This is a genomic window from Pseudarthrobacter sp. LT1 (assembly GCF_035621795.1).
Taxonomy (GTDB): domain Bacteria; phylum Actinomycetota; class Actinomycetes; order Actinomycetales; family Micrococcaceae; genus Arthrobacter.
On record NZ_CP141830.1, the window covers coordinates 2,348,526 to 2,362,064 of the forward strand.

At 65.9% G+C, this 13,539-nt stretch carries 17 protein-coding genes and 1 pseudogene; 11 read left to right on the forward strand and 7 right to left on the reverse strand.

Going from position 1 to position 13,539, the window contains the following annotated elements; translation table 11 throughout:
- Position 1: 1 nt before the first annotated feature.
- The 3 genes from VIK36_RS10980 to VIK36_RS10990 are packed head-to-tail and all read left to right on the forward strand — an operon-like array spanning position 2 to position 1,537.
- Positions 2-355, forward strand: a complete 354-nt coding sequence (locus tag VIK36_RS10980; protein WP_307427140.1) for a non-heme iron oxygenase ferredoxin subunit — start codon at positions 2-4, stop codon at positions 353-355.
- Between the two features lie 42 nt (positions 356-397).
- A complete protein-coding gene (gene sufC, locus VIK36_RS10985) occupies positions 398-1,192 on the forward strand; it encodes a Fe-S cluster assembly ATPase SufC (RefSeq protein ID WP_324641918.1) in 795 nt (264 codons plus the stop codon).
- A gap of 12 nt (positions 1,193-1,204) precedes the next feature.
- The gene (locus VIK36_RS10990; protein WP_110543073.1) at positions 1,205-1,537 is read left to right on the forward strand and encodes a metal-sulfur cluster assembly factor; all 333 of its coding nucleotides are present in this window, start codon (positions 1,205-1,207) and stop codon (positions 1,535-1,537) included.
- A gap of 141 nt (positions 1,538-1,678) precedes the next feature.
- Here the strand turns inward: VIK36_RS10990 and VIK36_RS10995 are convergent, their stop codons facing one another.
- Positions 1,679-2,560, reverse strand: a complete 882-nt coding sequence (locus VIK36_RS10995; protein WP_324641919.1) for a neutral zinc metallopeptidase — start codon at positions 2,558-2,560, stop codon at positions 1,679-1,681.
- 57 nt (positions 2,561-2,617) lie between these two features.
- Between VIK36_RS10995 and VIK36_RS11000 the strand changes: the two genes are divergently transcribed.
- The gene (locus VIK36_RS11000; protein WP_324641920.1) at positions 2,618-4,024 is read left to right on the forward strand and encodes a class I adenylate-forming enzyme family protein; all 1,407 of its coding nucleotides are present in this window, start codon (positions 2,618-2,620) and stop codon (positions 4,022-4,024) included.
- On the forward strand, positions 3,987-5,192 hold the full coding sequence (locus tag VIK36_RS11005) for a thiolase family protein (RefSeq protein WP_324641921.1): 1,206 nt from the start codon (positions 3,987-3,989) through the stop codon (positions 5,190-5,192). The genes VIK36_RS11000 and VIK36_RS11005 overlap by 38 nt, the downstream gene beginning before the upstream one ends.
- 22 nt (positions 5,193-5,214) lie before the next feature.
- On the opposite strand, the gene VIK36_RS11010 is transcribed toward VIK36_RS11005, so the two are convergent.
- From VIK36_RS11010 to VIK36_RS11025, 4 genes are all read right to left on the reverse strand, one after another.
- Positions 5,215-5,838, reverse strand: coding sequence for an energy-coupling factor transporter transmembrane protein EcfT (locus tag VIK36_RS11010; protein WP_324641922.1), 624 nt, complete (start codon positions 5,836-5,838; stop codon positions 5,215-5,217).
- The gene (locus VIK36_RS11015; RefSeq protein WP_324641923.1) at positions 5,835-6,566 is read right to left on the reverse strand and encodes an ABC transporter ATP-binding protein; all 732 of its coding nucleotides are present in this window, start codon (positions 6,564-6,566) and stop codon (positions 5,835-5,837) included. The genes VIK36_RS11010 and VIK36_RS11015 overlap by 4 nt, the downstream gene beginning before the upstream one ends.
- 9 nt (positions 6,567-6,575) lie before the next feature.
- Positions 6,576-7,220, reverse strand: coding sequence for a biotin transporter BioY (locus VIK36_RS11020; RefSeq protein WP_324641925.1), 645 nt, complete (start codon positions 7,218-7,220; stop codon positions 6,576-6,578).
- A gap of 138 nt (positions 7,221-7,358) precedes the next feature.
- The gene (locus VIK36_RS11025) at positions 7,359-7,526 is read right to left on the reverse strand and encodes a hypothetical protein (protein WP_324641926.1); all 168 of its coding nucleotides are present in this window, start codon (positions 7,524-7,526) and stop codon (positions 7,359-7,361) included.
- Between the two features lie 274 nt (positions 7,527-7,800).
- On the opposite strand from VIK36_RS11025, the gene VIK36_RS11030 reads away from it, so the two are divergent.
- The 4 genes and pseudogenes from VIK36_RS11030 to VIK36_RS22110 form a co-directional block, all read left to right on the forward strand.
- Entirely contained in the window at positions 7,801-8,799 is a 999-nt protein-coding gene (locus VIK36_RS11030; protein WP_324641927.1) for a YncE family protein, read from the forward strand.
- Between the two features lie 37 nt (positions 8,800-8,836).
- Positions 8,837-9,346 (forward strand): AAA family ATPase, encoded by a 510-nt coding sequence (locus VIK36_RS11035; protein ID WP_324641928.1) that lies wholly within the window; start codon positions 8,837-8,839, stop codon positions 9,344-9,346.
- Positions 9,347-9,424: 78 nt separating this feature from the next.
- Positions 9,425-9,988 carry a dihydrofolate reductase family protein gene (locus VIK36_RS11040; protein WP_324641929.1) on the forward strand — a complete coding sequence of 188 codons (564 nt, stop codon included), beginning with the start codon at positions 9,425-9,427 and terminating at the stop codon, positions 9,986-9,988.
- A gap of 174 nt (positions 9,989-10,162) precedes the next feature.
- Positions 10,163-10,411: pseudogene (locus VIK36_RS22110) on the forward strand (GNAT family N-acetyltransferase); the annotation flags it as partial.
- Between the two features lie 24 nt (positions 10,412-10,435).
- Here VIK36_RS22110 and VIK36_RS11045 read toward each other — a convergent pair.
- Positions 10,436-10,660 (reverse strand): three-helix bundle dimerization domain-containing protein, encoded by a 225-nt coding sequence (locus VIK36_RS11045; RefSeq protein ID WP_324641930.1) that lies wholly within the window; start codon positions 10,658-10,660, stop codon positions 10,436-10,438.
- Positions 10,661-10,786: 126 nt separating this feature from the next.
- Here VIK36_RS11045 and VIK36_RS11050 point away from each other — a divergent pair, with 126 nt between their 5' ends.
- Complete coding sequence (locus VIK36_RS11050; RefSeq protein ID WP_324641931.1) at positions 10,787-11,224, forward strand: VOC family protein; 438 nt, start codon at positions 10,787-10,789, stop codon at positions 11,222-11,224.
- A gap of 96 nt (positions 11,225-11,320) precedes the next feature.
- Positions 11,321-12,334, forward strand: a complete 1,014-nt coding sequence (locus tag VIK36_RS11055; protein WP_324641932.1) for a DUF808 domain-containing protein — start codon at positions 11,321-11,323, stop codon at positions 12,332-12,334.
- 24 nt (positions 12,335-12,358) lie between these two features.
- Here VIK36_RS11055 and VIK36_RS11060 read toward each other — a convergent pair whose 3' ends face one another.
- Complete coding sequence (locus VIK36_RS11060) at positions 12,359-13,423, reverse strand: spore photoproduct lyase family protein (RefSeq protein WP_324641933.1); 1,065 nt, start codon at positions 13,421-13,423, stop codon at positions 12,359-12,361.
- Positions 13,424-13,539: the final 116 nt, after the last annotated feature.

Genomic DNA, 13,539 nt, shown 5'->3' on the forward strand with positions numbered 1-13,539 from the left:
TATGAGCGGCACACCCAAGGGCGAGCTGGTTTGCAGCGCCAATGACATCCAGGTCAAGCAGGCGCTGCGGATCCTGATCGACGGCTACCCCGTAGCCGTCGTCCGGGATTCAATGGGGGAGATCCACGCCATCGGAGACACCTGCTCGCACGCGGACATTTCCCTGTCCGAAGGCGACGTGGAAGGCTGCGCCATCGAGTGCTGGGGCCACGGCTCCCAGTTCGACCTTCGGAGCGGCCAACCACTGCAGCTTCCCGCCTACGATCCTGTTCCGGTGTTCGCCGTCGAACTCGACGGCGACGACGTCTACGTGGACGTCACCAACGTTTTGAACGGCGCAGCAGTAAACAACTGAGCGCCTGCAGCACCAGACTTACGAGCAAAGAGAAAGAAGAGCATGTCAACTCTTGAGATCAAGGACCTGCACGTCAGCATTGACACGGAGCAGGGCACCAAGGAGATCCTGAAGGGCGTCAGCCTGACCATCAGGACCGGCGAGACGCACGCCATCATGGGCCCCAACGGCTCCGGCAAGTCCACGCTGGCGTCCACCATCGCCGGACATCCCCGCTACACCGTCACCAGCGGGACCATCACCTTGGACGGCGAAGATGTCCTGGCGATGAGCGTTGACGAGCGCGCCCGGGCCGGCCTCTTCCTGGCCATGCAGTACCCGGTAGAAGTCCCCGGCGTCACCATGACCAACTTCCTGCGCACCGCCAAGACCGCCATCGACGGCGAAGCACCCAAGCTGCGTACCTGGACCAAGGACGTCAAGGACGCCATGGAGAAGCTGCGCATCGACGCCGACTTCGCCCAGCGCAACGTCAACGAAGGCTTCTCCGGCGGCGAGAAGAAGCGCGTGGAGATCCTCCAGCTGGAGCTCTTCAAGCCCAAGTTCGCCGTGCTCGACGAGACCGACTCCGGCCTTGACGTCGACGCGCTGAAGATTGTCTCCGAGGGCGTTAACCGCGCACACTCCGAGGGCAACATGGGCACGCTGCTCATCACCCACTACACGCGTATCCTGCGCTACATCAAGCCTGAATTCGTCCACGTGTTCGTGGATGGCCAGGTTGTCGAGGAGGGCGGCCCCGAGCTGGCCGACCGTCTCGAGGAAGAAGGCTACGACCGTTACGCAAAGGGCGCCGGCGCAGCTACCATCGCGGCCGAGGCCGCAGTACAGGCCTAGTTAGGACTTGTCATGACCGAAATCAAGCCGGGCCGTACGGCCCTGGAGGACGTCGAAGAGGCGCTCAAGGACGTCATCGATCCTGAGCTTGGCGTTAACGTGGTGGACCTCGGGCTGCTGTACGGCCTGAAGTACTCCGATGAGGACGGCGCGCTCCTGATCGACATGACCCTCACCACCGCCGCCTGCCCGCTCACCGACGTGCTCGAGGAGCAGGTGGGCCAGGCCCTGGACGGCGTCGTGGACGACTGGCGCCTGAACTGGGTATGGATGCCGCCATGGGGTCCCGAGCGGATCACTGATGACGGCAAGGACCAGATGCGGGCCCTCGGCTTCAACATCTGACAAACCCGAAGTACGACGACGGCCGGTCACCTTCTCAGCGAAGGTGACCGGCCGTCGTCGTCGGTTCGTCGATTGCTCCGTAACCGCCGTTTTGGGGTGCCAAAAGGGCCGTTACGGAGCAATCGATGGGGGTGAACCGGGTTAGAGGGTTGCGGCGCTGAACGTGTCGCACTGGTTGATGTCGCCGGACTGGTAGCCCCGCGAGAACCAGCGCTGGCGTTCCTCGCTGGAGCCGTGCGTCCAGCCTTCGGGGGAGACACGGCCCGTGGCGGCCTTCTGGATGCGGTCGTCACCCACCGACGCGGCGGCGGACAATGCGTCGTTCACATCCTGCGGGGTGAGGGGCTCCAGGTACGGCTGCCCTGTGGCCGGGTTCGGCGTGGTGGACGCGTACTTGGCCCACAGCCCTGCGTAGCAGTCAGCCTGCAGTTCGGTCCGCACGGAACCGGATTCCGGACCCTGCGGATCCTGCTGCGCCCGCTTCAGGTCACCGAGCAGGTTCTGGACGTGGTGGCCGAACTCGTGTGCCACCACGTACTCCTGCGCCAGGGGGCCGCCGGAGGACCCAAAGCGGTCCACGAGTTCCTGGAAGAACCCGGGATCGAAGTACGCCGTGGTGTCCGTTGGGCAGTAGAACGGGCCCACCTCTGAGGTCGCGGCACCGCATGCGGTGTTGGTGCCGCCGCTGAAGATGACCGCCTCCGGCCGGGGGTACTGCACGTTGTACTGCTTCAGGTAGCCGGGCCAGAAGGCGTTGAGGCTGTTCACGGTGCCCGTGATCCGGCAGTCCAGCCGGGCATCGGCGTCTGCGCCCGTGTTGCAGGCCGGCGCCGTACCCTGCGACTGCCCGGCGTTGCCACCGTCGGTCAAGCCACCAAGCATGTTGGGGTTGATGCCCAGCAAAAGCGCAACGAGCAGGACCAGGCCGCCGCCGATGCCGCCGCCGACTTTCACCCCGGTGCCCATGCCCCGGCGGTCCTGGACCTGGGAGGGATCCAGCTGAACGTTGTCATTGAAACTCATAACGTCACATTACCCGCGGGCCGGGCGCTCAATCCTCCCGGCCGGTAAAGTTGGTCCGTGCCTTTCCTCGACAAGCTCCAGCGCTGGGCCGGGCAGCGGCCGCACGACACCGCCGTCGTGATCGCCGGACGCCGCCTGGACTGGGAGCAGCTGCGGGACGCCGCCGCTGAACTGGTGGCCGGGACCAAGTCCGTCACCGCGCTGTGTGAGGCCAATTCCGTGGATTTTGCGGTGGAATTCGCAGCCGCCGTTGCGGGCGGCCGGCAATGCGCCGTCCTGGATCCCGCGTGGTCCGCCCCGCTGCAGGAAGACATCGTCCGGCGGGTGGAAGCATGCGCCGATCCGGCCCCCGTGTCCCCGGATGACCAGCTGGCCGACGGGCCGCCGGACTCCAGCTTCCTGATCGGCCTCACCTCCGGAACCACGGCTGTACCCAAGGCGTTCACCCGCTCCCGGGCGTCCTGGCAGCAATCCTTCGACGCCTCGATCGAGTTCTTCGGGCTTCGGCAGGATGACGTGACCCTGGCACCCGGTCCGCTGGCAGCCAGCCTGAACCTCTACGCCCTGGCTGAGTGCCTGTACGCCGGTTCGGAGTTCCAGACCCTGGAGACGTTCGACGTCGGCGACGTCCACGCGGCCATCACCCACGACCGTGTCACCCGCCTGGTCCTGGTGCCCACCATGCTGCGGATGCTCAGCGAACGCGGAATGACCGGATGCGTCGATGCCTCCGGCGTGCGGACCATCATCTGCGCCGGTTCCAAACTTGATGCCCGCACCCTCGAGGCGGCCAGGCGCTGGGCCCCCAATGCCACCATCTACGAGTACTACGGCGCCTCCGAACTGAGCTTCGTGTCCGGCCTGGGCCTGGCACCCGGCCAGGCTGCCGCCGCAGGCGGCACCGGAATCGGCCGGCCGTTTCCGGGGGTCGACGTCCGGATCCTGGATGACGACGGCGCACCGGTCCCCGACGGCGGCTACGGCAACATCTGCGTCCGCAGCGGCATGGTGAGCAACGGTTACCTGTGGGGCGATGACGGCGAAGCGCTGCGGTCGTTCGGCGACTGGTACACGGTGGGGGACCAGGGCTACCTGGCGGACGGCGGGCTGCACATCCTTGGCCGGCGTGCCGACATGATCCTCACGGCGGGGAGGAACGTCTACCCGCATGAGGTGGAACTGGCGCTGGCGGCCGTTCCCGGAGTTGCGGCAGCAGTCGCCGCGGGGATGGCCGATGATTTGCGCGGCCAGCGCGTGGTGGCAGGCGTGGTGCCTTCCCACGGCGGAATCAGTGCCACCCAGCTGCGGGCCGGCCTGGAGGACATCCTGTCGCGGCACAAGCGGCCCTTGCAGTACTACCTGCTCCAGGAGCTTCCCACCACGGACCGGGGAAAGGTCAGTCGGAACCTCCTGCTGGAGTGGATCAATGCCCGCGACCCCAGGGTGCGTGCCCTTGGTGCCTGACCTCCTGCCGCCCGAACGCCAGCCGGTCATCATCGACGCGCGGCGGACCCCTGTGTGCCCCGTCAACGGCGCCCTGCGGAGCCTGCGCGCCCACGAACTCCTGGCTCCGGTCCTCCGGAAGCTGGTGACCGCAGTGGCGCTCGACCCCGGGTCCGTCACTGACGTCGTTACCGGCAACGCCGTGGGCGGCGGCGGGAACGTGGCCAGGCTGGCCCTGCTGGCGGCCGGACTTCCGGTCTCGGTGCCGGGTATCACCGTGGACCGGCAGTGCGGGTCAGGACTGGATGCGATCGTGCTCGCGTCGCGGCTGGTCGGGGCCGGCGGCAACCCGGTGTACCTGGCAGGGGGAGTGGAGAGCACCAGTACCGCGCCCCTGCGGGCGCACAGGAAGGACGACGACACCCCGGAGTTTTACCGCCGCGCCCAGTTCGTGCCGGACAGCTTCGGGGACCCGGACATGGGCGTGGCCGCGGAAACGGTGGCCAAAGAGTACGGTGTTGCCCGCGAACGCCAGGATGATTTCGCGCTGGCCAGCCACCGGAAAGCCCTCGCTGCCATCCGGGACGGACGCTTCACCGACGAACTCGTGCCGCTGGAGACCCCGGCCGGGGCCGTCTCTTCGGACGGCGGCCCGCGGGCCGGCCTGACCCCGGCTGTCATGGCACGGTTCCCGGCCGCCTTTGTGCCGGGAGGAACTGTCACCGCCGGGAACTCCTGCTTTGACGCGGACGCCGCCTCCGCCGTCGTCGTAACGTCCCTTGCCCGGGCCCGCCAACTGGGGGTGCGTGATGGCTTGCTGGTGCGCGGCACGGGTACCGCCGGGGTGGCTCCGCAGGTGCTGGGGATGGGCGCTGTTCCGGCTGCCAGTGGTGTGATGGATGCTGCAGGCGTGAAAGCTGACGAGCTGGACCTGGTGGAATTCAACGAGGCGTTCGCTTCGCAGACACTCGCGTGCCTCGACGAGTTGGGCATCGACCCCGGCCGTGCAAACCTCGACGGCGGGGCGCTGGCGCTGGGGCACGCCTACGGTGCGTCGGGTGCCGTGCTGGTCACCCGGCTGCTGGCCCAGGCGCGGCGGGCGGACACCGAGGGTGCCCTGGGGCTGGCGATGATCAGCATGGCCGGTGGCATGGGCACGGCGGCGCTCCTGGAGTACCGGCGGCTGTAACGCCGCCTGGCGTCCCAGCCCGTCAGTCTTCCGCTTCGCCCAGGCCGCGGGCGGCCAGTGCCTCACCTGTTTGGCGGGCGTAGGCCACGGACGTGATGAAGACCGGCAGGACCAGCGCGCGGGGGTTGCGCTCAAGTCCCCGGGCCTTGGCGGAATCGCGCACGTCCGCGAAGGTTCCGGCGATGAAGGGGATGCTGCGGAGCATGATGCCGATGGTCAGCGCGAAGCGTTCGGGATCGGCGCCGAACCTTTTGAAAGGGCGCGCCAGGTGGACCACACCGTCCAGGAGCCGCTGGATCGGCGTGGTGGCGGTGAGCAGGGATGCTGCCACGACGCAGACCAGGATGTTCAGCACGATCCGGCCCGCTGTAGGGCCGCCAAGCTGCCACCACTGGAAAAGTCCAATGACCAGGAGCACGGGGGCCAGCGGGCGGACGGCGTGCCACAGCCGCTTCGCCCCCGCGCCTGTGGCGAGGAACAGGCCGCAGAGGACGGCCAGGATCACCCCGGAAATGCGCCAGTCCACGATGAGGAAGGAAAGCAGGCCACAGCCCATGACCAGGAGGAACTTCAGTGCCAGCGGGGCCCGGTGTACCAGTGAGGTGCCGGGCACGTAGTTGGCCAGGAGGAAGCCGTGGCCCCTCATGTGGAATCCCGCCTTGTGGCCTCGAGCCCCTGCAGGCACCATGAGCGGTAGGCCGCCACGGCGTCCGCCGGGGCGCCGTCGAAGGCCACGCGGCCCTGGTCGATGACCAGGACACGGTCCATGTCCAGTGCCAGGTCAAGGTCGTGGGTGGACATGATGATCTGCTGGTCCAGATCCGCCAGGGTCCTGCGGAGCAGCTCGCGGTTGCGCAGGTCCAGGAGGGTGGAGGGCTCGTCCAGCACCAGCACCCGGGGGTTCACGGCAAGCACAGCGGCGAGCGCCATCAGCTGCCGTTCACCGCCGGACAGCTCGTAGATGCTTTGGTCCGCCAGGTGCAGCAGGCCCAGGCGTTCGAGGGCTTTGTCTGCCAACTGCCGCCGCTCCGAACCGTTTTTTGTTGAACGGCGGAGGGACAGTTCCACGTCTTCCCGGCCGGTGGGCATCACCAGCTGGGACAGGGGATCGGTGAAGACGAAGCCCACGTTGCGCCTGACCTTCCGGACGGCACCCACGGTGTCGTCGCCGTCGACCGTGACGGTGCCGCTGGTGGGCTGGATGAGTCCGTTGATGAGGCGCAGCAGCGTGGATTTGCCGGATCCGTTGGCGCCGATGACGCCCACCCGTGCTTCGTCCAGCCTGAGGCTGACCGCGTCCAGTAGGACCTTGGGCTGGGGGGAGTTTTCGCTGTCGACGGCGACACCCACCTGGTCGAACGTTACTTCCGGCATGCGTTGTCCCTAGGCGCTTTGGGCGGGCTGATTGCGGCGGCGCACGCGGCGGACCAGGACGTCGGGGAAGGCCCGGTGGAGTGCGACGGCGACGGCGGCGGCGAGGAGGTTCTTAATGATGTCTCCGGGGTAGAAGACCAAGTCGCTGAGGAAGGCCTGCTCCAGGGTGGCCTTGGAGTTGAGGGCAATTCCCAGGACGCCCAGCGTGTGCACAAAGACAACGCTCGTGACCGTGGCGGCCAGGAAGAACCACAGGGCGCGGGCCTTCGTGGTCCGCCGGATGACCACAGTGGCCAACCAGCCCACCACGGCGGCGGCGATGGGGAAGGCGATGATGTAGCCGGCCGAGGGCCCGGCAAGAATGGCCAGGCCGCTGCGGCCCTGGCTGAAGATGGGCAGGCCGGCCAGGCCCAGGAGGGTGTAAAGTCCGACGGCGGCGAATCCGCGGGCGGGGCCCAGCACCAGGCCGGTGAGCATCACGGCCAGGGTCTGGAAGGTGATGGGGACGCCGAAGCCGTTCAGGGCCAGCCCGGGCACCAGGGCTGCGCCGGCAACGAGGGCGGCGAAGACGGCGATCAGTCCCAGGTCGGTGCCGTTCCAGCGGCGGCGCTCCGTCCGTTTGCCGGTTTCTGGGGTGGTCTCGGTGTTGCTCATGGTGGTCCTGTCGGGGTTGTACAAGCGGAATCTAATGTACAGCCGACGCTACCGGGGCGGAACGGGGACCATTTTGTAGGGGTCCTACTAAGGGAGGGTGTGGGTGCTTTCGGGTGGGCACAAGCGGGCCACGCAGCGCTATCCGTCCGCTGTCACGGAGCGGAGCACGGCCTCGAAGCCTGGACTGACGTGGACGGTGAGCGTGCCGTCGTCGCGCACGTGGGTAAGTTGCCCGTCACCCGTGCCGTTCCACCAGTAGACGTGCGGGCTTCGCGGTGGCGGCAGACAGGCCGGCACTATGCTCATCTGAGGATTTCAATATCGGTTTGGGGGCAGGTATATGCGGTTTACCGCGGGCGTGGCAGCGGGTGTCGCTGGGATCATCTTGTTGACTGGTGGTGTCCCTGCAGTAGCCTCGGGGGACCTGATTTACGTTGGTCGAGAGCCTCTCAGCGTCGTCATCGACGCCGAGGGGACCGCGTATATCGGCAATTACTCCCCCGGTGGAGGGGTCAGCGTTCTTCCTGCGGGGGCGGGTCAACCAGCCACGACCCTGATACCCGGTTTCAGCCCTGCCGGCATGGCCTTGTCTGGAGACGGGACCTTGTTTGTCGAAGGGTGGGATTACACCCAGCAGCAGGAAAGGCTCGCCGTGATCCCGAAGGGCTCCTCTGAGGTTGCCCGTACCATTCCCCTCAGTCGAGGTGCCCACCTTATAGCCGCGTCCCCGGACGGCACTGTCTTTGTTCCCAACCCTAACCTGGGCACAGTCTCGGTCATCCCTCCCGGAGCAGGCGCACCAGCTTACGCGATCACCGTCGGAGGTAATCCCAGGGAAGTGGCCGTGGCCAAGGACGGCACCGCCTATGTGACCAACCAGAACGACGGAACGGTCTCGGTCATCCCTCAAGGTGCCGGCAGGGTTTCACGCACCATTGATGTCAGCCCGAACCCCGGTCAAACCGGTAACCCGCACGGGATCGCGGTCGGCCCGGACGGCGCCGTCTATGTCACCAACATCACCACTAACGACGTCGCCGTTATCAAGCCCGGAGACTCGGCCGTCGCTTACCGCGTGGCGGTGCCAGGCGGCCCCAAGGAAGTCGCCGTGGGCATCGACAGTACGGTCTATGTCCTTTACGAGGCCAACGGCCTCTCCGTCATCAAACCCGGCGGAACCAACGTTTCACTCGGCCTGCCCACAGGTAAAAATCCCGGACACCTCGCCATCGCTCCCAACGGGTCTGTCATCGTAACCAACACCGCCGATGCATCTGTAACTGTCTTCCCGGCCCAGGACCTACGCGTATCCGGGCCGCCTGTGACCAAAGCACAAGCGGAACAGCCTGAGGTCAAAGAAGCAGGACCCACGGCCCAGGCCACGTCCGGGAATGACGGGACCGATATCGGGTTCGACGTTCCCTTATTCTTCGGCGTATTGGCCGTAGCCATGCTGCTGGGTGCCGCCGCACTGGTCCTTGCAGCCGGACGGCGCCACCGTTCACAAACTGCCGGGGAAGAAGCACCGGTAGAGGATCTCGAGGACATGCATGCGTTCCCGGATCAGAGGCAGCGTTGACAGGTTATGTTCCTGCGCTGACTGGGAGGATCGGGTCATGGATTCAATTTTCGTCAATGGAACCGTCGGTGCAGGAAAGTCCACCCTTGCTGATGCGCTAAGCGCGGCTGAACGGGGACGTCACGCTGTCATCGATCTGGACGCAATTCGAAGGCTGGTCCCCGCGCCCGAAACGGACCGGTTCAACCATGAACTCGCACTGCTCAATCTCCAGAACCTCACGAGCAACTATCGGGCTGCGGGAGCAACGCGGTTCATTCTCGCAAGGGTCATCGAGTCAGAAGCTGAAATACCCCGCTACGTCGCAGCCCTGGGTTCCGTTCGAATGTTCGTCTGCCGTCTCGTGGCTCGTCCAGAGGTGCTGGAGTCGCGCTTGCGCTTCCGCCATCGGGACGATCCGGAAGGCCTCGCCTGGCACCTGGACCGCGTCAACGGATTGTCAAAAATCCTTGAAGCTGCAGAGACCGATGATCTGGTACTGGACTCCTCCGACATTCCTGCCGTAGAGCTGGCGGTGGCTGTTCGGCGGGCTGCCGGCTGGGACTGATCCCGGGAGCGCCGGCCCCACCGAACACGAACTCTGCTGGTCTGTACAGAGGCTGCCGGCGCACGGGAGACTGGCGCCATGCGGAAACTGACCTTCGCCATGAATGTGAGCGTGGACGGCTACATCGCAGCGCCCGGCGACGACCTCGGCTGGAGCGTACCGAGCGATGAGCTGTTCCAATGGTGGTCCGACCGGGTCGCAGCGACGGGCCTGGCGCTGTACGGCCGCAAACTCTGGGAGACCATGAGCTCGCACTGGCCGACCGCCGACCAGCAGCCTGGCGCCACACCGGCGCAGATCGAGTTCGCCCACCGCTGGCGGGACATGCCAAAGGTGGTGTTCTCCTCGACGATCAGCACCGTCGACTGGAATGCACGCCTGGTCACCGGCGATCCGGTCGCCGAAATCATCCGCCTCAAGGCCGGCGAGGGCGGTCCCATGGACATCGTCGGTGCCACACTCGCCGCGGCGGCCATGCGCGCCGGGCTGATCGACGAGTACGTGACCGTCACGCATCCGGTCCTGCTGGGAGGCGGCACACCGTTCTTCACGGCCCTGGAAGGCAGGATGAACCTGGGCCTGGTGGAGACCCGGACATTTCCCGGTGGCGTGGTCCTGACCAGATACCAGGCCAGGCGCTGAGTTCCCCGCGTCTCATCCAGCAAGGGCCGCGACCGGTTGAGCTCCCGGCTAGGCTCGGTGCGTGGAGATACGCGAGGCGACGCTAACTGATCTGCCGGCTGTGAATGCGATTTGTGATGCGAGCGGCCGCATGGCGAGCCTGATGCCGACGTCCCCGCGGGGCACTTCCTCGGCGGGATTGAGGTCGCCCCGGATTTCCGGCGGCGGGGAATTGGCTCCGCTCTCACTCGGGCACGGATGGATTGGATCTGGGCCCGCGCCACCAGCGTTTTCTACTTTGCGAACGAGCACAATACCGCGTCAATCGCGATGCACGAGGCTTTGGGCTTCCGGCCGGTTGGCCGCTTCCCGTCGATTCACGGGGTGACCGCGGACCACGGCCGGTCCGGGTTAATCCTCTTTGCAGCCTCACGCCGGGGATAGAGGCCGGACGTCCCGGAGACACCTTTACAGCAGTCCGCCTTCCAGACGCTTGGTGGCAGCACGTTCCACAAGGATGGGTACCAAGCTCCGCACGGGGCCGGCGTTGAAGACCGAGTATTCCTCGCAGACGGCGTCTTCGACCTCCGTCCGGGAACGTCCGGGAAACTTGCCCGCAAGCGTGTTGATGACGGATACCAGTGCTTGTTGTTCCTCACCCCGCTCCATGCCCACCTCTTCGTCGAAGTCCAACTTGCCTAGACTGTCTAGTATTTAGGGTGTCAAGCAAAAAGTCCAACAGCAAGGCCCGCACCACACCAACTTCCGGTGGGGGGCAGGCCTCGACCCGGACAATGCGGGCTTGGTAGCGTGTGGCCCATGCCCATCAAACTCGAGAATGTAGGCATCGCGGTCCGCGATTTGGAAGAGGCCGTCGCCTTCTTTACCGACCTGGGGCTCACTGTCCTGGGCTGGCAGACTGTGAGCGGGGAATGGGCCGATACAGCCGTCGGGCTCGACGGCAATCACGCCCGGATTGCCATGCTCCAAACGCCGGATGGCAACGGCCGCCTCGAGCTCTTTGAATACATCCACCCCGACGCGATCGAGACTGAGCCCACCCTGCCCAACGAGATCGGCATGCACCGCGTTGCCTTCTCGGTTGACGACATTGGCCAGGCTCTCGAGATCGCCGCACGGCACGGCTGCCATCCCCTGCGTGGCGTCGCAACGTACGAAAACGCCTACAAGCTCAGCTACGTGCGGGGCCCCAGCGGCATCATTGTGATGTTCGCGGAGGACCTGACGAAGGGCTGAGCCTGCAGGCGGCCTGCAATATACTCCGAATATGCCCATCACGCACCCAGCCCCCAATGCTCAACGCCCTGATCACAAGATTCGCGGGGGCCAGCTGTGAGCGGCGGCCTCGTAGCCTTGCTGGATGACGTCGCAGCCCTGGCGCGCATCGCGGCAGCATCAGTGGACGACGTCGCAGCCGGTGCAGCCAAGGCAGGGGCCAAAGCTGCCGGCGTCGTCATCGACGACGCCGCGGTCACACCGCAGTACGTCTCAGGTGCGGACCCGTCACGCGAACTGCCGATGATCAAGAAGATCTTCTGGGGCTCCATCCGGAACAAGCTCCTGATCATCCTGCCCGCCTTGCTGCTCATCAGCGCCTTCATCCCCTGGATCATCCCGTTCATCCTCATGCTCGGCGGCACCTACCTCTGCTACGAGGGCGCCGAGAAGGTCTGGCACAAGCTCCGCGGCGGCCACCACGAGGAGGAAGAAGCGCCGGCGGTGGAACGCGGGCACGACGCCGAGGCCAAGGTCGTCAAAGGCGCCATCACCACCGACTTCATCCTGTCCTGCGAGATCATGGTCATCTCCATGAACGAGGTGGCGACAGAATCCATCTGGGTCCGTGCGTTCATCCTGGTCCTGGTGGCATTCGCCATCACGGTGCTCGTGTACGGCGCCGTCGCGCTCATCGTCAAGATGGACGACATCGGTGTGCACTTGGCTGCCAAGGACTCTCCCCGCTCCAAGCGGTTCGGGAGGTTGCTGGTCAGGGGAATGCCCGCCGTGCTGGCCACCATCACCTTCGTCGGAACGATCGCCATGCTGTGGGTTGGCGGCCACATCATGCTGCAGGGCGCGCATGACCTCGGCTGGCACGCACCCTACGACCTGGTCCACGCGCTTGAGCACCCGGTGGCCGGGGTCGCGGTTGTCGGCGGTCTTTTGGCCTGGCTTGTCAACACCCTGTGCTCAACGGTCGTCGGGCTCGCCTGGGGCCTCATCGTCATGGCGGTGGTGGGCCCGCTTCTGAAAGTGCTGCCGTTCGGCAAAGCCAAGGGCGGCCACAATGAGGCGGCCGCGCCTGCCAGGAACGGCGGACACCGGCCCGCCGAGCACAAAGACTGACAGGTGCCGCATCCGCCGCGCGTTTCAGAACGCGTAGCGGATGCGGCAGTACGGCGCGATGTCCTGAATGAGCGCGGTCAGCTGCCGCACATAGCCTGCCTTGGCCCGTGACCGGTAGCGGACGTTGTTGAAACCGTTGGACGAGGTTTTCGACTCCTGGAGGTCGGGACGCCACAGGACGTTCTCAGCCTGCGGATGCCAGCCCAGGTTGACCTCGTGCAGCTGCTCGTTGTGGGTCAGGAAAATGACCTCCGCCGCGAGCTGGGCCTTGGCTGCCTCCGTCAACGTCGCATCGAGTTGGCGGAGCAGCGCCTCCCAGTCGGCCAGCCAAGTGTCGGTGATGATGACGGGGGAGAAGTTCACATGCACTTCGTAGCCGGCGTCGACAAACTCGTTGATCGCTGCCATCCGTTCCGCCACGGGCGACGTCCGGACGTCAATGGACTTGGCCAGGTCCGCCGGCATCAGGGAGAAGCGGATCCGGGTGTGCCCGCCATGGTCCCACCCCAGCATCTCCGGATTGATGAACTTGGTGGCGAAGGACAGCTTGGCGTTGGGCAGTTCGCGGAAAAGCCCCACAAGCTCCTCGACGTTGGGGCTGATCAGCGCATCCACCGAACAGTCGCTGTTTTCGCCGATGTCGTAGACCCACAGCTCCGGGTCGCACTGGTTGGGCTCCAGCTTGAGCCCCTGGCGGGTGGCGTGCCGCTCCAGCGTCGCAGCGATCTGGTTGATGTTGGCGAACACCGTAACTGGATTGCTGTAGCCCTTGTGCCGGGGAACGTAGCAGTAGGCGCACGCCATGGCGCAGCCGTTCGCCGTGGAAGGTGCAATGAAGTCCGCCGATCGGCCATTGGGTTTGACGGTCAGCGACTTTTTGATCCCCAGGACCAGCGCCTCCGTCTTGATCCGTGACCAGCGCGGCACGTTGGTTTCGTCACCGTGCAGGTCCGGGATGTTCCAATGGCTGTCCACCAGTACGACGTCGGCGTCCGGCCAGCGCGCTACGATCTGCTGGCCCCGGGGCAGCTCCAGGGCGGCTGGCTGTGCGTAAATACGCCGGATCTGGAGCAGCCGATCGAATTCCATGACCCCATTCTGCTTGAACCTCCGGGGCGCAGCCGGCAGTTAAGCCCACGGCACCAAGTACCGGACTGCCGGAAGTCTCTGCTGCTGAAACTGGCGTGGCCCGCCGGACGGTAGAC